Origin of the sequence: Streptomyces sp. NPDC008137 (assembly GCF_042957035.1) — a bacterium.
Lineage (GTDB): Bacteria > Actinomycetota > Actinomycetes > Streptomycetales > Streptomycetaceae > Streptomyces.
The window spans coordinates 55904-77259 of record NZ_JBIBHN010000016.1 but is presented as its reverse complement, the minus strand read 5'-3'; the positions used below and the strand labels follow the sequence as shown (position 1 = coordinate 77259).

At 72.6% G+C, this 21356-nt stretch carries 17 protein-coding genes; 11 read left to right on the top strand and 6 right to left on the bottom strand.

What is annotated here, in order from left to right; translation table 11 throughout:
• Positions 1-96 precede the first annotated feature (96 nt).
• Positions 97-1026 carry a 5'-3' exonuclease H3TH domain-containing protein gene (locus tag ACFZBT_RS24230; RefSeq protein ID WP_391107061.1) on the bottom strand — a complete coding sequence of 310 codons (930 nt, stop codon included), beginning with the start codon at positions 1024-1026 and terminating at the stop codon, positions 97-99.
• A 198-nt stretch (positions 1027-1224) separates the two neighbouring features.
• Between ACFZBT_RS24230 and ACFZBT_RS24225 the strand changes: the two genes are divergently transcribed.
• From ACFZBT_RS24225 to ACFZBT_RS24210, 4 genes are all read left to right on the top strand, one after another.
• Positions 1225-2316, top strand: coding sequence for a betaine/proline/choline family ABC transporter ATP-binding protein (locus tag ACFZBT_RS24225; RefSeq protein WP_391106815.1), 1092 nt, complete (start codon positions 1225-1227; stop codon positions 2314-2316).
• Positions 2309-4924 carry a glycine betaine ABC transporter substrate-binding protein gene (locus ACFZBT_RS24220; RefSeq protein ID WP_391106812.1) on the top strand — a complete coding sequence of 872 codons (2616 nt, stop codon included), beginning with the start codon at positions 2309-2311 and terminating at the stop codon, positions 4922-4924. The genes ACFZBT_RS24225 and ACFZBT_RS24220 overlap by 8 nt, the downstream gene beginning before the upstream one ends.
• A 364-nt stretch (positions 4925-5288) precedes the next feature.
• The gene (locus tag ACFZBT_RS24215) at positions 5289-5858 is read left to right on the top strand and encodes a helix-turn-helix domain-containing protein (RefSeq protein ID WP_391106810.1); all 570 of its coding nucleotides are present in this window, start codon (positions 5289-5291) and stop codon (positions 5856-5858) included.
• 8 nt (positions 5859-5866) lie between these two features.
• Positions 5867-6586 carry a helical backbone metal receptor gene (locus ACFZBT_RS24210; protein WP_391106808.1) on the top strand — a complete coding sequence of 240 codons (720 nt, stop codon included), beginning with the start codon at positions 5867-5869 and terminating at the stop codon, positions 6584-6586.
• On the opposite strand, the gene ACFZBT_RS24205 is transcribed toward ACFZBT_RS24210, so the two are convergent.
• Positions 6513-7649 (bottom strand): TDT family transporter, encoded by a 1137-nt coding sequence (locus ACFZBT_RS24205; protein ID WP_391106806.1) that lies wholly within the window; start codon positions 7647-7649, stop codon positions 6513-6515. The two genes, ACFZBT_RS24210 and ACFZBT_RS24205, sit on opposite strands and share 74 nt — an antisense overlap.
• Positions 7650-7719: 70 nt before the next feature.
• Between ACFZBT_RS24205 and ACFZBT_RS24200 the strand changes: the two genes are divergently transcribed.
• A complete protein-coding gene (locus tag ACFZBT_RS24200; protein WP_391106803.1) occupies positions 7720-8649 on the top strand; it encodes a LysR substrate-binding domain-containing protein in 930 nt (309 codons plus the stop codon).
• Between the two features lie 205 nt (positions 8650-8854).
• Here ACFZBT_RS24200 and ACFZBT_RS24195 read toward each other — a convergent pair whose 3' ends face one another.
• The 3 genes from ACFZBT_RS24195 to ACFZBT_RS24185 all read right to left on the bottom strand — a co-directional run bounded on the left by ACFZBT_RS24195 (position 8855) and on the right by ACFZBT_RS24185 (position 11883).
• Entirely contained in the window at positions 8855-9532 is a 678-nt protein-coding gene (locus tag ACFZBT_RS24195; protein ID WP_391107058.1) for a gamma-glutamyl-gamma-aminobutyrate hydrolase family protein, read from the bottom strand.
• 46 nt (positions 9533-9578) lie between these two features.
• Positions 9579-11027: an ethanolamine permease gene (gene eat, locus ACFZBT_RS24190; protein WP_391106800.1), complete on the bottom strand. Its 1449-nt coding sequence runs from the start codon at positions 11025-11027 to the stop codon at positions 9579-9581.
• Between the two features lie 121 nt (positions 11028-11148).
• Entirely contained in the window at positions 11149-11883 is a 735-nt protein-coding gene (locus tag ACFZBT_RS24185; protein WP_391106797.1) for an FCD domain-containing protein, read from the bottom strand.
• A 98-nt stretch (positions 11884-11981) separates the two neighbouring features.
• Between ACFZBT_RS24185 and ACFZBT_RS24180 the strand changes: the two genes are divergently transcribed.
• The 4 genes from ACFZBT_RS24180 to ACFZBT_RS24165 are packed head-to-tail and all read left to right on the top strand — an operon-like array spanning position 11982 to position 16451.
• Positions 11982-13346, top strand: a complete 1365-nt coding sequence (locus ACFZBT_RS24180; protein WP_391106793.1) for a glutamine synthetase family protein — start codon at positions 11982-11984, stop codon at positions 13344-13346.
• An 8-nt stretch (positions 13347-13354) separates the two neighbouring features.
• Positions 13355-14728, top strand: a complete 1374-nt coding sequence (locus ACFZBT_RS24175) for an aldehyde dehydrogenase family protein (RefSeq protein WP_391106791.1) — start codon at positions 13355-13357, stop codon at positions 14726-14728.
• Positions 14725-15513, top strand: coding sequence for a 3-oxoacyl-ACP reductase (locus tag ACFZBT_RS24170; RefSeq protein WP_391106788.1), 789 nt, complete (start codon positions 14725-14727; stop codon positions 15511-15513). The genes ACFZBT_RS24175 and ACFZBT_RS24170 overlap by 4 nt, the downstream gene beginning before the upstream one ends.
• A 29-nt stretch (positions 15514-15542) precedes the next feature.
• Complete coding sequence (locus tag ACFZBT_RS24165) at positions 15543-16451, top strand: DUF2510 domain-containing protein (RefSeq protein ID WP_391107055.1); 909 nt, start codon at positions 15543-15545, stop codon at positions 16449-16451.
• Positions 16452-16456: 5 nt separating this feature from the next.
• Here the strand turns inward: ACFZBT_RS24165 and ACFZBT_RS24160 are convergent, their stop codons facing one another.
• Complete coding sequence (locus tag ACFZBT_RS24160) at positions 16457-17659, bottom strand: alanine racemase (protein ID WP_391106785.1); 1203 nt, start codon at positions 17657-17659, stop codon at positions 16457-16459.
• 794 nt (positions 17660-18453) lie between these two features.
• On the opposite strand from ACFZBT_RS24160, the gene ACFZBT_RS24155 reads away from it, so the two are divergent.
• Together ACFZBT_RS24155 and mycP are read left to right on the top strand one after the other, a co-directional pair.
• Complete coding sequence (locus tag ACFZBT_RS24155) at positions 18454-20094, top strand: hypothetical protein (RefSeq protein WP_391106782.1); 1641 nt, start codon at positions 18454-18456, stop codon at positions 20092-20094.
• A 32-nt stretch (positions 20095-20126) separates the two neighbouring features.
• Entirely contained in the window at positions 20127-21329 is a 1203-nt protein-coding gene (mycP, locus tag ACFZBT_RS24150; protein WP_391107052.1) for a type VII secretion-associated serine protease mycosin, read from the top strand.
• Positions 21330-21356 lie beyond the last annotated feature (27 nt).

The window sequence follows — 21356 nt, the reverse complement described above, 5'->3', positions numbered from 1 at the left end:
GGGTTACCTAAGTTAGCATCTCGCCCCCACTTAACACCTCTCGAGTAAGAGGTTCATGAACATCTCCGGCCTCCGGAAGGTCGTCGGCCCGCCTCCTCACACCGCCAGTGTGGTCAGAAGTCGCTCCAGTGAGCCGCCCAGTCCCCAGCGGGCCGCCAGCGCTTGAAGCTCCGCCGGGTCGCGGGGGGACCGGGGCAGCGCCGTGGTGACATCGGGCAGCGGCACGTCGTCCGCGACCCGGACCACCTTCGGCGCGACCGCGAGATAGGGGCGCGACTCGTCCAGCCGCCTGCGCTGTGCCGGCGTGATCTTCGACCGCCGGTCCTCGACCGCCGCCATGATCCCGGCCAGGTCCCCGTACTCGGCCAGCAGCTTGGCGGCCGTCTTCTCTCCGATGCCCGGCACGCCCGGCAGGCCGTCGCTGGGGTCGCCGCGCAGCAGGGCCAGCTCCGCGTACCCGCTCCCGTCCACCCCATACTTCCCGCGGAGCCATGCCTCATCGGTGAGCTGCAGCGTGCCCACGCCCTTCAGCGGGTACAGCACGCGCACCCCGCGCGCGTCGTCCACCAGCTGGTACAGATCGCGGTCGCCCGTCACGATGTCGACCGGGCCCTTCGCCCGCGCGGTGAACGTGCCGATCACGTCGTCCGCCTCGTACCCGGCGACGCCCACGCGCGCGATGCCCACCGCGTCCAGCACCGCCTCGATGACCGGCACCTGCGGCGACAGTGTGTCGGGCACCTCCTCCTCGTCCGGCCCGGCCGCGCGCTCCTCGGCGACGCGGTGCGCCTTGTACGAGGGGATCAGCTCCACCCGCCAGTGCGGCCGCCAGTCGGCGTCCATGCAGGCCACGAGCTGGTCGGGCCGGTGGTCCTTGACGAGGCGGTCGATGAAGTCGAGCAGCCCGCGCACGGCGTTCACCGGCGTGCCGTCCGGGGCCCTGACCGAGTCCGGGACGCCGAAGTAGGCGCGGAAGTACAGGGAGGCGGTGTCGAGGAGCATCAGTCGTCCGGTCACGCCACGCATCATGCCGTACGCCACTGACAGCCACTCGCCGCCGCACAGCGCGTTGTGGTGTGTGCGTTCTGTGTGAGGCGCCCCACTTGTGGGTTTGCTTTCCGGGATCCGGGGGAGGCGCGGCCGCAGAGCGAGGCTGGTTGCGCAATTCAACTGTTTGCGGCCCTGTCCTCGCTCTGTTCTATTGCCGTCGAGATTGAGGTGCACGTGTCAGCGAGGCTTCAGGCAGAGAGCCTGTACAAAGTGTTCGGCAGAAGACCGGACCGAGCGGTCGAGCGGCTCCGTGACGGAGCCGACCGGGAGGAACTGCGCGCCGAGGGCACGACCGCCGCCGTGATCGACGCGTCCTTCACCGTGGAGCCCGGCCAGATCTTCGTCGTCATGGGGCTGTCCGGATCCGGCAAGTCCACCCTGCTGCGCATGCTGAACGGCCTGCTCGAGCCGACCGCCGGGCACGTCCGCTTCGACGGCCAGGACCTGACCACACTCGGCGACCGGGAACTGCGCAAGGTCCGCTCGCAGAAGATCAGCATGGTGTTCCAGCACTTCGCGCTCTTCCCGCACCGCAGCGTGCGCGACAACGCCGCCTACGGCCTGGAAGTGCAGGGCGTGCCCCGCGCCGAGCGCGTACGCCGCGCCGACGAGGCGCTCGCCCTGTGCGGCCTGGCCGGCTGGGAGAAGTCCTGGCCCGACGAGCTGTCCGGCGGCATGCAGCAGCGCGTCGGTCTCGCCCGCGCGCTCGCCACCGACGCCGACCTGCTGCTGATGGACGAGTCCTTCAGCGCCCTGGACCCGCTGATCCGCCGCGACATGCAGGACCAGCTCCTGGAGCTCCAGCAGAAGCTCAAGAAGACGATCGTCTTCATCACCCACGACCTCAACGAGGCCATGCGGCTGGGTGACCGCATCGCCGTCATGCGCGACGGCAGGATCGTCCAGATCGGCACCGCCCAGGACATCCTGCTGCGGCCGGAGAACGACTACGTCGCCTCCTTCACCCAGGACGTCGACCGCTCCCGCGTCCTGACCGCGGGCGAGCTCATGGATGCCTCGGTCACCGCCGACGCCCCCGGCTGCCGGTGCCGGACCGCCACGGCCGACACCCCCTTCACGGAGCTGTGCGCGATCAGCGCCGGGCTCTCCCACCCCGTCTCGGTCGTGGACCAGGACAACAAGCAGATCGGCGTCGTCCCCCGGCAGCGCCTGATCGGCTTCCTCGGAGACGAGCAGGACGCCACCCCGCAGCCCTGCGACTCCCCGCGGGACAAGGGCGGAGAGAAGGTGACCGCCCGTGCCTAGGATCGAGCTCGGCAGCTGGGTCAACGACGGAGTCGACTGGCTCACCACGCACATGGCGTGGCTGTTCGACTTCTGCAAGACCGTCTTCCTCGGCCTCTACGACGGCATCAACGCCGTCCTCCAGGCCCCCGAACCACTGCTCCTCGCGGGCATCTTCGCCGTGATCGCCTTCTGGCTGCGCGGCACGCTCGCCGGTGTCCTCACGTTCGCCGGATTCGCGTTCATCGACTCCCTGGAACTGTGGGAGAACGCGATGATCACCCTGGCGCTCGTCCTCGTGGCGACCGTCATCGCGCTCGTGATCTCCATACCCGTCGGCATCTGGGCGGCCCGCTCGGACCGCGTCAGCGGCCTGGTCCGGCCCGTCCTGGACTTCATGCAGACGCTGCCCGCGATGATCTACCTCATCCCGGCGATCCTGTTCTTCGGCACCGGCGCCCCCGCCGGTATCGTCGCCACGCTGATCTTCGCGCTCGCCCCGGGCGTGCGCATGACCGAGCTGGGCATCCGGCAGGTCGACAAGGAACTGGTCGAGGCCGCCGACGCGTTCGGCACCACGCCCCGCAGCATCCTGCTGCGCGTCCAGCTTCCGCTCGCCCTGCCCACCGTCATGGCCGGCATCAACCAGGTCATCATGCTCGGCCTGTCCATGGCCGCGATCGCCGGCATGGTCGGCACCGGCGGCCTCGGCGGCGACGTCAACGAGGCCATCGGCCAGCTCAACGTGGGCCTGGGCTCCGAGGCCGGTGTGGCCATCGTGATCCTCGCGATCTACCTGGACCGCATGACCAGCGCCCTGGGCACCCAGGTCTCCCCGCTCGGCCGCCGCGCCGCCGCCAAGGTGCGCGCCGCCCAGGGGCTGAAGATCTGGTCCTACCGGCCCCGCCCGGTCGTCGCCGTGATCGGCGTCGTCGTCCTCGCGCTCGCCGCGGGCGGCATGGGTGTCTTCGGTAAGAGCACCGACTCCGCCACCGTGGCGGGCGGCGAGAACGTCGGCCAGGGCAAGAAGATCAGCATCGGCTACATCCCCTGGGACGAGGGCGTCGCCTCCACCTTCCTGTGGAAGGAGGTCCTGGAGCAGCGCGGCTACGAGGTCGAGGCCAAGCAGTTCGACGCGGGCCCGCTGTACACGTCGCTCTCCCAGGGCGACGTCGACTTCCAGACGGACTCCTGGCTGCCCACCACCCACGCCCAGTACTGGAAGAAGTACGGCAAGCAGCTCGACGACCTCGGCGCCTGGTACGACAAGACGTCCCTGGAGCTCACCGTGCCCGCCTACATGAAGGGCATCGACTCCCTGGCGGACCTCAAGGGCAAGGCCTCCGAGTTCGGCGGCAAGATCACCGGCATCGAGTCCAGCGCCGGCGAGATGGCCCTGCTGAAGAGCAAGGTCCTCAAGGAGTACGGCCTGGACAAGGAGTACAAGGTCGTCGACAGCTCCACGCCGGCGATGCTGGCCGAGCTGAAGCGCGCCTACGCCCAGAAGAAGCCGATCGTCACCACGCTCTGGTCGCCGCACTGGGCGTACAACGACTACGACCTCAAGAAGCTCAAGGACCCCAAGGGCGCCTGGGGCGAGGGCGACGGCGTGCACACCCTGTCCCGCAAGGGCTTCGCGGACGACGACCCGACGGTCGCCGAGTGGCTGAAGAACTTCAAGATGAACGAGAAGCAGCTCACCAGCCTCGAAGCCGAGATCAACAAGGCGGGCAAGGGCAACCAGCAGGAGGCCGTGCGCGCCTGGCTGAAGCAGAACCCGGGCTTCGCCGACAAGATGGCCCCGGTCGAGAACGCCGGCGGCAGCACGCCCGCCGAGGCGAAGCAGCCCCTGGACGTGGCCTGGTTCCCCTGGGACGAGGACATCGCCGTCACCTACCTGTGGAAGAACGTCCTGGAGCGGCGCGGCTACAAGCTGAACCTGAAGCAGATGGACGTGGGCCCCGTCTACACGGGCCTGGCCTCGGGCGACATCGACCTCAACTTCGACGCCTGGCTGCCCTACGCCCAGAAGAACTACTGGGACAAGAACAAGGACCGGCTCAAGGACCTCGGCACCTGGTACGAACCGACTTCTCTGGAGATCGCCGTACCGTCCTACGTGAAGGGCGTCGACTCCCTGGAGGACCTCAAGGGCAAGTCCGGCACCTTCAAGGGGAAGATCATCGGCATCGAGCCGGGCACCGGCGAGATGGACCTGGCGAAGAACAAGGTCCTGCCCGCCTACGGCCTGGACAAGGAGTACGAGGTCGTCGACGGCTCCACGCCCGCGATGCTGGCGGAGCTGAAGCGCGCGTACGCCAAGAAGGAGCCGATCGCCGTCACGCTCTGGTCGCCGCACTGGGCGTACAGCGACTACGAGCTGACCAAGCTGAAGGACCCGAAGAAGGCCTTCGGTGAGGGCAACACGATCCGCACCATCTCCAACGAGAAGTTCCCCGAGGAGTACCCGCAGCTCACGAAGTGGATCAAGAACTTCAAGATGACCGAGGACGAGCTCGGCACCCTGGAGAGCGAGATCAAGAACCGCGGTCAGGGCCATGAGGAAGAGGCCGTCGCCGCGTGGCTGAAGGAGCACCCCGACATGGTGGGGCGCATGACGCCGCAGTGATGTCGCGGTGAGGCCGGATGCGGGGCGGGACGCGGTACGAGCGTCCCGCCCCGCGCCCGTGTCGCGTCCCGCCCCGCACCACTGCCCACGAGCGGGATCCGGACAACCACAGAGCGCGACGCCATGCCCCCGAGCCCCTCTCGACTCCCTGTTCCTCCCGTAGGAGGAATCCACACGCCGCCCTCGGGGGCGGCGGATCCCCTGGCGCGAAGTGACAGGTCGCGCATCGCCCTGTATGACGGCGATGTGACGGGCGCATGAAACGGTTTGCCGAACATGCGTAGGGTGCAGACAACTCAACAGGAGCGGTGCGCCGGGACACCGGCGCACGGGGACCGGATCGACGGGCGAAGGAGGGAGCCGGATGGGCGACCACAAAGAGCAGTCCCTTCGGGTGGGCGCGGCCGTGCGCCGCCGGCGCCGCGCGCTGGAGCTCACCCTCGCCGCCGTGGCCGAGCGCAGCGGCCTGTCGGTCCCGTTCCTGAGCCAGATCGAGAACGACCGGGCGCGCCCCAGCCGAAGCTCGCTGGAGAAGGTCGCCGACGCCCTGCGCACCACCGCCGTGGAACTCCTCGCCGCGGCCGACCCGGCGTGCAGCGTGGACGTCGTCCGCGCCGAGGACGGCGAACCGCTGCCCCGGCCCCGGACCCGGTCGCTGGTGCGCGGCCACCATCAGATGCACGCCTCCGAGTTCCTCGGCGACCATGACGCGGGCCGTGAATTCCAGTACCGCAACGACCAGTTGATGTACGTCGCGGACGGCGCGGTGGAGATCGAGGCCGAGGGCCGCGCCTATCGCCTCGGCCGCGGCGACACGCTGTACCTCACCGGCGGTGTACGGCACCGCTGGCGGGCCACGGAGTCGGACACCCGCGTGATCGTCGTCGCCGTGGCGGAGCACATCGAGGCGGTCCGGGACCGGCCACGCCGGTGAGCGCTCCGATGAGGGTCGTCTCGCTGGTCCCCTCGCTGACCGAGGCCGTCGCCCGGTCCGCGCCCGGCGCCCTGGTCGGAGCCACCGACTGGTGCACCCATCCGCCCGGCCTGGACGTCCTACGCGTCGGCGGCACGAAGAACCCGAAGCCCGACCGGATCGTCTCCCTCGCCCCCGACCTGGTGATCGCCAACGAGGAGGAGAACCGCGAGCCCGACCTCGCGGCCCTGCGCGCGGCGGGGGCCGAGGTCCTCGTCACGGAGATCCGCGATGTGCCGGGGGCCTTCCGGGAACTGGCCCGGGTCCTGGACGCCTGCGGGGTGGCGGCGCGCCCGCGCTGGCTGGACGACGCGGAGCAGACCTGGTCGTCCCTGCCGCGGCCGGAGACCCGCGTGACGGCGGTCGTGCCGATCTGGCGCCGCCCGTGGATGGTCTTGGGCCGTGACACCTTCGCGGGCGACGTCCTGGCCCGCCTCGGCATCGACCACCTGTACGCGGCGCACCCCGACCGCTACCCCCGCGTCCCGCTGGAGGAGTTGCGGGCATCGGCGCCGGACGTCGTGATCCTCCCGGACGAGCCCTACCGCTTCACCGCCGACGACGGCCCCGAGGCCTTCCCCGGCCTGCCCTGCGCGCTCGTCAGCGGACGGCACCTCACGTGGTACGGGCCGTCACTGGCCGAGGCGCCACGGGTGCTGGAGCGGGCCCTGCGAGCAGCTCGCCCCTGAGCAGCCCGCGTACGGTGCCCGCGGCGGCGGTGCCCCACGCGACGACCAGCACCGCGTACAGCACGACCGCCGGCCCTTCGTAGGCCACGAGCCCGGTGTGCCGCCCCAGGGCCTCGGCGCCCGTGACACAGGTGCCGACCGGGAAGGTGAACGACCACCACGTCATCGCGAACCGCATCCCGTGCCGCCGGGCGCGCAGCACATGGACGGTGGCCAGGCAGAACCACAGCAGCGCGAACCCCATCACGGGCACGCCGTAGAGCACGGCCAGCACACCGAAGCCCTGGCTGTACGGCGCCGGTACGACTCCGGGGGCGATGTCCGCGAACGCGCCGACGGCGGTCGTCGACTGGCCGAGTGGTCCCAGCACCAGGAACAGCGTCGGGGTGAGGGCGAGAGGCAGCGGCCCGCCGGTGAGCAGCCGCCCGAAGACCAGCGGCAGCATCACGAGCGTCGCGAGCAGACTGAGCCCGAACAGCGCGAAGCAGCCCAGCAGCAGCGTCTCCCGGGCCTGCCCGGGAGGCAGATGGGGAACCAGCGGCGGCCCGACGGCGGCCGACACCATGGGCGCGACCAGCGGCAGCAGCCAGACGGGGGTGGCCTGCCCCGGCTCGACCCGGTGCCGTACGGCCATCAGATACGGCACGGCGACGGCGGCGGCCAGCCCGAGGGCCGTACCGGCGACGAACAGCACGGCGTCGAGCGCTACGGCCGCCCGTACGCCGATCACGTCCCGGCCCACGGTGAGCGCACCGCCGCCCACGGCGAGCAGGGCCATGGCGAGACAGCCGTAGAAGGGGGCCGTCGCCGCGTCGAGGAGATGGGCGCGGGCCTGGTCCCGGTGGCGGGCCCAGTGCAGCGCCCGGGCCCCGAGCAGGGTCAGGAGCAGGACCGACGCGAGGGCCCAGACACCGGCGAGCACGGGGCGCAGCCCGGGGAGGTGCGACGGCAGGGCGGCTCCGGCGGTGGCGACGACGGCGGTGCCCATGACGGTGGCGTACCAGTTGGGCCCGAGATGACGGACCGACAGTGGGTACGCGAGGGGCTGGGCTGCGGTGACCATGACCCAACGGTCCTGCCGCCGGGGCCGTACCACCAGGGAGTATGCCTCTATGGCGACATAAGCTGGGTTTATGAGCAGGATGGATGAGCAGGCCGGTCCGTCGATCGCCGGTTCTCTGGCGCATCGGGTGCCGGATCTCGGCGCCTTGGAGCTGCTGTTGGCGGTGGCGCGGCTCGGCAGTCTCGGCGGGGCCGCGCGGGAACTCGGCATCACCCAGCCCGCGGCGAGCAGCCGCATCCGGTCGATGGAGCGGCAGCTCGGCGTGGCACTGGTGGACCGATCGCCCCGCGGGTCCCGGCTGACGGACGCCGGTGCGCTGGTGACGGACTGGGCGCGGCGGATCGTCGAGGCGGCGGAGGCGTTCGACGTGGGGGCGCAGGCGCTGCGCGACCGCCGTGACTCGCGGTTGCGGGTGGCGGCGAGCATGACGATCGCCGAGTACCTGCTGCCGGGGTGGCTGCTCGCGCTGCGCGCCCAGCGGCCCGACACGGCGGTGTCGCTGCACGCCGGGAACTCGACGGTGGTGGCGGAGCGCCTGCTGTCGGACGAGGCGGATCTGGGCTTCGTGGAGGGGCTGTCGGTCCCGACGGGGCTGGACTCGGTGGTCATCGCCCATGACCGGCTGATAGTGGTCACGGCACCGGGGCATCCCTGGGCCCGCCGTCGACGGCCGCTGGCCGCGGGGGAGTTGGCGTCCACGCCGCTGATCCTGCGGGAGAAGGGTTCCGGGACGCGGCAGGTGCTGGACGCGGCGCTCGGGGGACTGGCCCGGCCGCTGATCGAGTTGTCCTCGACGACGGCGGTCAAGGCGGCGGCGGTGAGTGGGGCGGGGCCGTCGGTGCTGAGTGAACTGGCGGTGGGGGAGGAGCTGGCGATGCGGCGGCTGGTGAGTGTGCCGGTGGAGGGGGTGGCGCTGGCGCGGGATCTGCGGGCGGTGTGGCCGACGGGGCATCGACCGACCGGTCCGGCCCGGGATCTGCTGTCGCTGACGCGGGGGTAGTTTCTTCGCCCCCGCCGCCCCTACCCGTCCCATACTTCAGGGGGCTCCGCCCCCTGAACCCCCGTTCGGCCTGAACGGCCTCGTCCTCAAACGCCGGACGGGCTGGGTGGGGCTCGGCTCGGTATGTCGAGTCCGGCTTCTCGGCCGACCGATCCGGGTGGTGGGTGGGCATAGGCCGGGGGTCCAGGGGGCGGAGCCCCCCTGGTCAGCTCGTTGTCGCCGCCTCCACCAGCGCCCGCATCACCCGCACGTCATCCCCCATCTCCGGATGCCACTGCACCCCCAGCACCCACCCCGGGTGCGTCGGCAGTTCCAGCGCCTCGATCGTCCCGTCCGCCGCGTACGCCGACGGGACCAGGCCCTCGCCCAGCCGGTCCACGGCCTGGTGGTGATACGTCGGTACGAACGTCTCCTCCGGTACGACACCGCCGTAGAGACTCCCCGGCACCGGCTTGACGGTGTGGCCGCCGAAGACGCCCACCTGCTCCGCGTGCCCGTCGATGTGCTGCACCAGCGTCCCGCCGAGAGCCACGTTCAGCAGCTGCATGCCCCGGCAGATGCCCAGCAACGGCACCCCCGCCGCCAGCGCCGCGTCGATCAAAGCCAGCTCCCACGCGTCCCGCTCCCGCGCCGGCGGCCCGGTCCGCGGCTCGCGCTCCGCTCCGTAGCGGACCGGCTCGACGTCCGGCCCGCCCGCGATGACCACCCCGTCCAGCCGGGCCACGACATCGGCCGCGTGCAGCGGGTCGTCCGGCGGAAGCATCGCGGCCAGGCCGCCGGCCTCACGCACCAGCCGCGGGTAGCCGGCCGGCAGCAGTGCCGCCTCCAGCTCCCACACTCCCCAGCGCGCACCGGACTCCAGATATGTGCTGACCCCGATCAACGGCCTGGACACGGAAACTCCCTCACAGCCGACGCCTCGCTCCACCTCAGTCCCGTGACAACTCTGCCTCGGCCGCGGCCAGTGCCGCGAACTCCTCCTCCGGCGCCTTCGCCACCAGCCGCTTCCTGCTGTACAGGCCGAAGTACCCGATGGCCACGACGTACACCACCAGCGCGATGACCGCCGCCGTCACATCCACCAGGAACGTGGCCACCAGCGCCGCACAGGCCAGCACCAGGGCGACCGAGGAGGTCAGCACCCCGCCCGGCGTGCGGTACGGCCGCGGCAGCTCCGGCTCGCGGCGGCGCAGCACGATGTGCGACAGGGACATCAGCGCGTAGGAGATGGTCGCGCCGAAGACGGCGATGTTCAGCATGCGGGCGCCGTTGCCCGACAGCGCCGCCAGCAGGAAGCCGATCGTGCCGGGCACCAGCAGGCCGAGGTACGGCGCCTTGCGGCGGCTGGTGAGGGAGAGGAAGCGGGGCAGGTAACCCGCGCGGGACAGGGCGAAGAGCTGGCGCGAGCCCGCGTAGATCAGGGAGAAGAACGAGGCCACCAGGCCGGCCAGGCCCGCGTAGTTCACGATCCGGCTCAGTGTCGTCGCCTCGCCGCCCGGCTGCAGCGCCTCCACCAGCGGGTTGCCCGCCTCCTGGATCGCGGCGGAACCGCGTGCTCCGGCCGCCGCGAAGAACGTGACCACCGCCAGCACCACCAGGATGCCCATCGACCAGCGGATCGCCTTCGGCAGCGTACGGGCGGGGTCCTTGGTCTCCTCGGCCGCCAGCGGCACGCCCTCGACGCCGAGGAAGAACCACATACCGAACGGGAACGCCGCCCAGATCCCGAGCAGACCGAACGGCAGCCAGGAGTTCGAGCCCGCCGCCGAGGCGTCGACCGGGATGTCGTCCAGCGACGCGAAGGAGAAGTCGGGCAGTGCCGCCAGCACGAACACGAGCAGGGCGGCGACCGCGATGCCGGTGACGACGAAGCTGAACCGCAGCGCCTCGCCCACGCCCCACAGATGGATGCCCAGGAAGATCGCGAAGCAGACCAGGTACATCGGCCAGCCGGACTCCAGGCCGAACAGGCCGAGCGACTCGACGTAGTCCCCGATGAAGATGACGATCGCGGCGGGCGCCAGGACGTACTCGATGAGGATCGCCGTACCGGTCAGGAAGCCGCCCCAGGGGCCCAGCGCCCGCCGGGCGAAGCCGTAGCCGCCGCCCGCCGTCGGCAGGATCGAGGACAGCTCGGCGAGCGCGAAGACCATGCAGGCGTACATGGCGCCCATGAGCACCATGGCGATCGCCAGGCCGCCGAAGCCGCCCTCGGCCAGGCCGAAGTTCCAGCCCGAGTAGTCGCCGGAGACGACGTAGGCGACGCCGAGGCCGGTCAGCAGCACCCAGCCGGCACTGCCGCGGCGGAGCGCTCGGCGCTCCAGATAGTCGTCCGCCTCCGAGGCGGCGGGTGGTGTGCTGGTTGGTTCCAGGGGCATGGGCCGACTCCCTCAATGGAAAGGATCCATACCATTGCGGGGACGGACGGGTGATGGCAAGACCCGTGCGTTAATCGCCCGTAAATCCTCACCGCGCCACCGCGCCGGAACACGGCTTGGCTCAGCCGAGGAACCCCCGCAGCAGCGCCGCCGTGCCGCCGCAGTGCTCGCGCATGATCTCCCGTGCCTGGTCCGCGTCGCCCTCGATCACGGCCTCCACCAGGGCGGTGTGCTGCCGCTGGGAATGCTCAAGGTTGCGCACGAGGAGCGGGATGCAGTCGAGCAGGTCGTTGACGCTCGCTCGGACCCCGGCGTACTGGGCCGTGAGGGTGGGGGAGCCGGACAGCTCGGCGATCGTGAGGTGCAGCAGCGTGTCCAGGCGGCGGTAGTCGGAGAGCGGGGCGTCGTGCGTGCGGGCCAAGGCCTCACGGAGCCGCTCCGCCTGCTTCCCGTCCAGCCCGTGCGCCGCGCACAGCCCGGCCGCGCCCACCTCCAGCACCTCCCGGAAGCGCAGCACGTCCTCTATGTCGACCTCGGCGATCCGCCGCCGCAACTCGTCCTCGCCGCCCGCGTCCGTGCGCGGCAGCACGAACGTGCCGCCGTAGCGGCCGCGCCGGGACTCGACGAGACCCTGGTCCTGGAGCACCTTCAGTACCTCGCGCAGCGTCACCCGGCTGATCCCCAGCCGCTCCGCCAGCTCCCGCTCGGCCGGCAGCCGCTCGCCCCCCGCCACCAGGCCAAGCCGTACGACCTGGAGGATCTGTTCCAGCGCCTCCTCGAAGCCGTTGCCCGCGCGCACCGGGCGCAGCACCGGCGTCAGCCCGTCCCGCACCTCGCCCCCAGCTTCCTCCGGCATGTGGCCGTACCCCCTTCCCAAGCAATGGTTCTCCGCAATACCTTATGGCTCCCGGCGGATCCAAGGCAGCGGATCCAAGGAGCCTAGGAGGCCTTCCCGTGGCAGACCGCACACCCCCGCTCAGCGTCGAGGAGCTGCACGCCCTCGTCGCGGGCGGTGAGATCGACACTGTCGTCCTGGCCTTCCCCGACATGCAGGGGCGGCTCCAGGGCAAGCGGTTCGCCGCCCGCTTCTTCCTCGACGAGGTGCTCCAGCACGGCACCGAGGGCTGCAACTACCTGCTCGCCGTCGACACCGAGATGAACACCGTCGACGGGTACGCGATGTCCTCCTGGGACCGCGGCTACGGCGACTTCGCGATGCACCCGGACCTGAGCACCCTGCGCCGCGTCCCCTGGAACGAGGGCACGGCCATGCTCCACGCAGACCTCGCCTGGAGCGACGGCTCCCCGGTGGTCGCCGCGCCCCGCCAGATACTGCGCCGCCAGCTGGAGCGCCTGGCCGAGCTCGGCTACACCGCCCAGGTCGGCACCGAGCTGGAGTTCATCGTCTTCAAGGACACCTACGAACAGGCCTGGGACGCCGGCTACAGAGACCTGACCCCGGCCAACCAGTACAACATCGACTACTCGGTCCTCGGCACCGGCCGCATCGAGCCGCTGCTGCGCCGGATCCGCAACGAGATGGCGGCGGCCGGCCTCACCGTCGAGTCCGCCAAGGGCGAGTGCAACCCCGGCCAGCACGAGATCGCCTTCCGCTACGACGAGGCCCTGGTCACCTGCGACCAGCACTCCGTCTACAAGACCGGCGCCAAGGAGATCGCCGCCCAGGAGGGCATGTCGATCACCTTCATGGCCAAGTACAACGGGCGCGAGGGCAACTCCTGCCACATCCACCTCTCGCTCGCGGACGCGCACGGCGGCAACGCCATGGCCGGTGACGGCGAGGGCGGCATGTCGGACGTCATGCGCCACTTCCTCGCCGGGCAGCTCGCCGCCCTGCGCGACTTCTCCCTGCTCTACGCCCCCCACATCAACTCCTACAAGCGGTTCCAGCCCGGCTCCTTCGCCCCGACCGCCGTCGCCTGGGGCCACGACAACCGGACCTGCGCCCTGCGCGTGGTCGGCCACGGCCGCTCCCTGCGCTTCGAGAACCGGCTGCCCGGCGGCGACGTCAACCCCTACCTCGCCGTCGCCGGACTCGTCGCGGCCGGGCTGCACGGCATCGAGCAGAAGCTGGAGCTGCCCGAACCCTGCCCCGGCAACGCCTACACCGCCGACTTCGCCCACGTCCCCACCACCCTGCGCGAGGCAGCCGAGCTCTGGGAGAACAGCGCGATCGCCAAGGCCGCCTTCGGGGACGAGGTGGTCGCGCACTACCGCAACATGGCGCGGGTCGAACTGGACGCCTTCGACGCCGCGGTGACCGACTGGGAGCTGCGCCGCTCCTTCGAACGCATGTGAGGCCCCTCTTGTCTTCCGAGCCCCTCCTGGAAGTACTGAACCCCGCGACCGAGGAGGTCGTCGCCGCCATCGCGGCGGCCGGCCCGGCCGACGTCGACGCGGCGGTCACCCTGGCCACCCGGGCCCAGACCGTCTGGTCCGCCCTCGCGCCCGGTGACCGCGCCCGGCTGCTGCGCCGCTTCGCGGCCACCGTCGACGAGCACCTGGAGGAACTGGCCCGCCTGGAGGTCCGCGAGGCCGGCCACCTCATCGGCAACGCCCGCTGGGAGGCCGGCAACGTCCGTGACCTGCTGGACTACGCGGCCGGGGGAGTCGAGCGGCTCACCGGCCGGCAGATCCCGGTGCCCGGCGGCCTGAACGTGACGATCCTCGAACCGCTCGGCGTCGTCGGCGTGATCGCGCCCTGGAACTTCCCCATGCCGATCGCCGCCTGGGGCACCGCCCCCGCCCTCGCGGCCGGCAACGCGGTCATCCTCAAGCCCGCCGAGACCACCCCCCTCACCGCCCTGCGCCTCGCCGAACTCGCCCTGGAGGCGGGCCTCCCGGAGCACCTCTTCCAGGTCCTGCCGGGGCACGGCGCCGTCGCGGGCGAGGCACTCGTCCGCCACCCCGGTGTCGCCAAGGTCGTCTTCACCGGCTCCACCCGCACCGGGACGCGCGTCGCCGCGCTCGGCGCCGAGCAGGTCAAGCCGGTCACTCTCGAACTCGGCGGCAAGAGCCCCAACATCGTCTTCGCCGACGCCGACCTCAAGACCGCCGTCGACCCCTTCTCCTTCCTCGACAACTCCGGCCAGGACTGCTGCGCCCGCACCCGCATCCTGGTCCAGGAGCCGGTGTACGACGAGGTTCGGGCACTGCTCGCCGAGGCCCTGGCGGCCGTGGTGGTGGGCGACCCGGCCGACGAGAAGACGCAGATGGGCCCGCTGATCTCCCGGCAGCAGCTCGACCGCGTCCGGGGTTACGTGCGCGACGACGCCCCGGCCCTGCGCGGCAGCGCGCCCGGGGGGCCCGGCTTCTGGTTCCCGCCGACCGTGCTCACCGGCGAGAGCCCCGACTCGCCCGCGGCCTGCGAGGAGATCTTCGGTCCCGTCGCCGTACTCCTTCCCTTCACCGACGAGGCGGACGCCATCCGCCTGGCCAACGACACCCCGTACGGCCTCTCCGGCTCCATCTGGACCCGTGACGTCGGCCGCGCCCTGCGCGTCTCCCAGGCCGTCCGCGCCGGCAACCTGTCCGTCAACTCCCATGCCAGCGTCCGCTACTGGACCCCGTTCGGCGGTTACAAGCAGTCGGGCGTGGGACGCGAGCTCGGCCCCGAGGCCCTGGCCGCCTTCACCGAAACCAAGAACGTCTACATCAGCACGGAAGGCCCCGCACAGTGACCCAGGCTCAGGAGAACATCTGCCGCCGACTGGTCGGCCGTACGGCCGTCGTCACCGGAGCCGGCAGCGGCATCGGCCTCGCCGCCGCACTCCGGCTCGCCTCCGAGGGCGCCCACGTCGTCTGCGGCGACGTCGACGAGGTACGCGGCAAGGCCGCCGCCGAGGAGACCGGCGGCACCTTCGTCAAGGTCGACGTCACCGACCCCGAGCAGGTCGAGGCCCTCTTCAAGGCCGCCTACGACACCTACGGCAGCGTCGACATCGCCTTCAACAACGCCGGCATCTCCCCGCCCGACGACGACTCCATCCTGGAGACCGGCCTGGAGGCATGGAAGCGCGTCCAGGAGGTCAACCTCACCTCCGTCTACCTGTGCTGCAAGGCCGCCATCCCGTACATGCGGCAGCAGGGCAAGGGTTCCATCATCAACACGGCGTCCTTCGTGGCCAGGTTGGGCGCAGCCACCAGCCAGATCTCGTACACGGCCTCCAAGGGCGGCGTCCTCGCCATGTCCCGCGAACTGGGCGTCCAGTTCGCCCGCGAGGGCATCCGGGTCAACGCCCTCTGCCCGGGCCCGGTCAACACCCCCCTCCTCCAGGAGCTGTTCGCCAAGGACCCGGAGCGCGCCGCGCGCCGCCTGGTGCACGTCCCGGTCGGCCGCTTCGCCGAGGCCGAGGAGATCGCCGCCGCCGTCGCCTTCCTGGCCAGCGACGACTCCTCCTTCGTGAACGCCACCGACTTCCTGGTGGACGGCGGGATCGCGGGGGCGTACGTGACACCCCTGTAGACCCCTGGCTCTAGAGTGCCGGGATGAGCATGACGCCTCCGCCCGGCTGGTATCCCGACCCGCACGGCCCCCATCTGGAACGCTGGTGGGACGGCACGGCCTGGACCGAGCACCGCCGTGCGCCCGGGGGCGGCACCGGCCCGGTGCCCCCGCCCCCGGGCGGCGGCACCGGGCGCGCGAAGGCGGTCGCCCTCGTCGCCGCCGGGGCGGTCCTGGTCGCGGCGATCGTCACCGGGGCCCTGGTCCTCACCGGCGGCGACGACAGCGGCGCTGAGACGAGGACGGCTCCGACGCCCTCCGCCCCCATCGCGTCGGATTCCTCGGAGCCGACACCCGACACGACCTCCTCCGAGCCCTCCGCCGACGACCCGGCCGTCGTCGAGGACCAGCTCAACGGCGTCACCTTCCCGCTGCTCGACGGCTGGGTCCGTCCGCAGCACGTCGCCGAGGACGACGTGGTGATGACGACCGACGGCACATACGACTGCCCCGGCGACGGCACTGTCTGCCGCCACGGCCTCGTCATCTCCCGCACGGTCACCGCCAACGACGAGAAGTCCCCCGAGGCCCTGGCCAAGGCCGACATCTCCGAGGCGGCCGAAGAGGCCTACGACCGTGACCGGATCGGCCGCAAGCCGCACGGGGGCATGGAATCCCACGAGGTCGTCGAGTCCGGGCCGGTCGCGGTGGCGGGCCGTGCCGGGTACTTCGTGCGCTGGCGCGTCCACACCGCCAAGGGACCCGGCGGCTACGTCCAGTCGCTGGTCTTCCCCTCCAGCGTCGGCACGGAGTCACCCGTCCTGGTCCGGTACGTCTTCGACGCGGGCGAGGACGGACCGCCGCTCGCCGACATGGACCGCGTCACCAAGGGCATCCGCCCGGTCGGCGACGCGGACACGGGCGGCGGCGTCGGCAGCAGCATCGGCCCCTCGGACTGACCCGGTTACAGGAACGTGTGCCCCTCGCCGCGGTAGGTCGGCACCGTCGCCGTCACCGCGTCGCCCTCGATCAGCTGCAGCGCGTCGAACCGCTCGCACAGCTCACCGGCCTTCGCGTGCCGGAACCAGACCTTGTCACCGATCAGCAGATCGTCGGCGGGCGAGCCCAGCAGCGGCGTCTGCACCTCACCGGCCCCCTCCTGGGGGTCGTAACGCAGCCCCTCGGGCAGGTACGGCACGGGCGACCGGTCGGCCCCCGCGGCCCCGGAAGCGGGATACCCGCCACCGAGCACGGTCACCACGCCCACCCCCGGCCGCCGCACGACCGGCTGGGCGAACAGGGCCGCCGGACGGCCGCTGAACGACGTGTAGTTGTCGAACAACCGCGGCTGGTACAGCCCGGAACCGGCGGCGATCTCGGTCACCGAGTCCTCCGCCGCCGTGTGCTGCACCGAGCCGGTGCCGCCGCCGTTGACGAACTCCAGCCCCGGCACGACGGCCCGCACCGCGCGCACCACCTCCGCACGCCGCTCGGCGAGTTCACGCTTGGCGGCGGCCTGCATCAGCCGGATGGCACGCGACCGCAGCGGACGCCCGGCCACGGCGTCCCCGACACCGGCGACATGCCCCTCGTACGCCATGATCCCCACGACCTCGAAGCCGGGCCGCCGGGCCACCGACCTGGCCACGTCCGCGACCTGTGCGGGGGAGTGCAGCGGCGAACGCCGGGCCCCGACCCGGACGCGCCCGCCGAGCAGCCGCAGGGACGTGTCCAACTCCAGGCACACCCGCACCACTTCACGACCGCCGCCCCGCGAGGCGTCGATCAGATCGAGCTGGGCCACGTCGTCGACCATGACGGTGACGGCGGCGGCGAGCTTGGGATCACCGGCGAGCTCGGCGAACGCGGCACGGTCCGCCGACGGGTAGGCGAGCAGGACGTCCTCGAACCCCGACCTGGCCAGCCACAGCGACTCGGCGAGCGTGAAGGACATGATCCCGGCGAAACCGTCCCGGGCCAGAACGCGTTCCAGCAGCGCCCGGCACCGCACGGACTTGCTGGCGACCCGGACGGGCTTGCCCCCGGCGCGGCGGACCAGATCGGCGGCGTTGGCGTCGAAGGCCTCCAGGTCCACGATCGCGAGAGGGGCGTCGAGATGGGCTGTGGCCCGGTCGTAACGGGCCCGGTCGGCGGCGCGCGCAGTCATGAACGCAGCCTGCCAGACTGGATTACCGCAGGGTAGGGGGACGTTCCGGGCAGATGCCCCGGGGTCGTGGACTGGTTCCCGTTCGCGCAGGAACAAGCCGTAGAGTGACGCGCACGTACGGCGGAACGCGCCGGCCGGGGATCCGCGCCGGGATGACGCTCCGTCCGTACGGGTATGTGTGCCCGGGACGATTCGGTGCCGGGCCTCGGGCAGGACGCCACCGGCCCGCGCGGAACGCAGCGGCCCGGGCACGAGGAAACGGGGGGTGCATGAGCACGGAAGCGCGGCGTGCCTCCTTCCCCCCACGCCCCACCAGCCCACCGCGTCCCCCGCACCCCCCGGCGAACACGACAGCCACCCCCTCCGACGCAGCCACGGACGACGCCGCGCCGCGTGCGGACGGGCGCGAGTCTTCTGACACCGGCCGGTCGACCACGACGTGGCGCGAGGACTCGACGGCGGCTTCATCGCGGCCGTCCCCGGCACGGAACACCGACCAGGTCGGGCCCGCCACCGGGCGTGTGTCGCCGGGGGGCGGAGGCGCCGTTGGCTCGGCGTCGCGGCCGTCCGCCGAGCGGGACGCCGACCGGGCCGGGGCTGCTGCCGTCGGGACGCGTGCGCCCGACGGGCGTGTATCGCCGGGTGACGGTGTTTCGGGGCCGCGTGCGTCGGCCGGGGCGCAGACGGACGGGCGCGGGCGCTCCGGTGCCGGTGGTCCGACGCCGGGGTCGTCGTGGCCGTCCGCCGAGCGGGGCGCCGACCGGGCCGGGTCTTCCGTTGCCGGAGCACGGGGGGTGCCGGACGGGCGTGGATTCTTCGGTGCCGGTGACCTGACGACCGATGCGCGGCGGCCCTCCTCGGCGCGCGAGTCGACCTCGACCGGCTCTGTCGCCGAGGACCGGGACTCGTCCCGCGGGCGCTTCGGCACGGGTGGCTCGTCGCCGGAGGACGGCACCGGCCCCGGAACGACGGCTCGGCGCGGCGGCCCGGCTGGTCCCGTGCCCTCCGGCTCCGGTTCCGGCGGCGGGTCGAACGGGCACCCCCGCTTTCCGAGCCTCGGTGCCACCGCGCCCGCGCGCACCGAGTCCACGACACCGCCCCCGCCGCCCGCCTCCGCCCGCTTCCCGGACACGCCACCCGGCGTCCGCCCCGAGACCCGGCCCGCGTCCGACAGGCGGCCCACGCCGCCCGCCACCCCTCCGCGACCGCGTCACCTGCCGGGCTCCTCCGGCCGGCCCGGGCCGCTCCCCACACCACGCCGCACCGGCGCCCCCGCCGAGAACACGGCGGAGACCACCCGACGCCTGCGGCCGATCCCCGCGGACCCGCCACCCGCCGAGACCGCCGCAACCTCCGGCCGTCCCGGTCCCGCACGCCCCGGCACCCCGCCGCGCCCCGCCCATGAGCCGCAGGCCGGCGCGGGCCCGCTCGCCGGAGCCGATGCCGGTTCCGGCGCCATGCCCGCCATGCGCATGCCGCCCGCGCCCACCCGGCGCCCCCGCCCCGCCACCCCGGCCTCTCCGCCCCCGGAGTCCGCCCGCGTCTCTCCCGACCCGGCCTTCTCCTGGAGCGCGAGCGCCCCCCTGACCCCCGGCGGGACACTCACCGGCGCCCGGCCTGTCGTGTCGTTCGGTGAGCCGGAGGGATACGACGGTGACGCCCGGCCCCGCCTGCTCGGCCGGCGCGGCGCGTCGCAGGCCGCCGCGGCCGCCGCCTGTCTCGTGCTCGGGCTGGGACTCATCTCCGGTGCCGTCACCGGCAGCTGGCTGGTCGGGGACTCCGGCGAGGACGGCTCGCGCAGCACCTTCGCCACGGCCGGAAGCCTCTGGCACAGCGTCCCCGTCGACCAGCTGTTCCCGCCCACCGTGCAGGGCCGGGGCGCCGGCCCAGGCGGCGCCGACCGCACCTGGACCCGTATCGCCGTCGCCCCGGACAGCGGCTGCGAGGACGCCTTCGACCCCCTGCTGCGCAAGGCCCTCGCCCCCGTCGGCTGCGAGCGGCTCCTGCGCGCCACCTACACCGACGCCACCCAGAGCTACGTGACCACCGTCGGCCTGCTCTTCACCACGGCCGACGCCCCGGGCATGACCTCCCTCGCGAACCGTTTCCGCAAGGAGCGCCTGGACCGCCGCAGCGACCTGATGCCCCTGCCGTACGCCGCGAAGAACACCCCCGCCGCCGATTTCGGCAGGGGACAGCGCGCCGCCTGGACCGTCTCCGTGCTCACCGAGGCCCCGGTCGTCGTCTACGCCGTCTCCGGCTGGGCCGACGGCCGCACCGTCGACGACCCGCAGCCCGCCGAGGACGCCATGGAGCGGAACGCCACCACCGCCCCGGCCCAGGCCGGCCTCGGCAACGAGGCGCGGGGCCTCGCCGACCGCGTCGAACGCGGCCTCCGCAAGAACGTCCGCTCGGCCACGGAGCAGCCGTCGTGAAAGCCGCACGCCGCCCGGCCGGGCGAGCCCTCGTGCCCCGGCGGGCCTCCGTGCCAAGGCGGGCTGTCGCACCCCGGCGGGCCGGAGCCCTCGGCGTCCTGCTCGCCGCGGGCCTCGTCCTGCTCCCCGCCCCCGCCGCCCACGCCGACAGCATCCGCGCCCAGCAGTGGGCCCTGGAGGCCATGCACACCCAGGAGGCCTGGCAGACCACCAAGGGCGACGGCGTCACCGTCGCCGTCCTGGACACCGGCGTCGAGGCAGACCACCCCGACCTGACCGGCAACGTCCTCACCGGCAAGGACCTGGTCGGCTTCGGAGCCGAGCCGGGCGAGCGCGCCTGGGCCCGGCACGGCACCGCCATGGCCGGCATCATCGCCGGCCACGGACACGGCCCGGGCAACGCCGACGGCGTCCTCGGCATCGCCCCCGAGGCGAAGATCCTCCCCGTCCGCGTGATCCTGGAGGACGGCGACCCCTCCCGCGCCAAGGCCCGCAGCACCCGCGGCAACGCCCTGGCCCAGGGCATCCGCTGGGCCGCCGACCACGGCGCCGACGTCATCAACCTCTCCCTCGGCGACGACTCGGCCTCCGCGCACCCGGAACCCACCGAGGACTCGGCCATCCAGTACGCCCTGAAGAAGGGCGTGGTCGTCGTCGCCTCCTCGGGCAACGGCGGTGAGAAGGGCGACCACATCTCCTACCCGGCCGCCTATCCGGGCGTCATCGCGGCCACCGCCGTCGACCGCGCCGGAACCCGCGCCTCCTTCTCCACCCGCCGCTGGTACGCCACCGTCAGCGCCCCCGGCGTCGACGTCGTCATCGCCGACCCCGACCACAAGTACTACGAGGGCTGGGGCACCAGTGCCGCCGCCGCCTTCGTCTCCGGCGCCGCCGCCCTGGTCAAGGCGGCCCACCCCGACCTCACCCCCGCCCAGATCAAGTCGCTCCTCGAGGACACCGCCCGCAACGCCCCCGTCGGGGGCCGCGACGACTCCCGGGGCTTCGGCTTCATCGACCCGGCCGCCGCCATCAAGGCCGCCGACGGGATCGAGCCGCAGGGCCTGCGCGCGGCGTCGCACGGCGAGAAGTACTTCGGCAGCGGCCCGGACGACGCGGCCTCCGGCGACGACACCGCCGCCTGGGCCGCACCGCTCGCGGGCAGCGCGGGCGGCGTGCTGCTGGTGGCGGCCGTGGTCCTGTGGCGCGGCCGCCGTACGCACCGCGACGACTTCTAGCAGCCCGCCGTCAGAACCGCTGCCGAA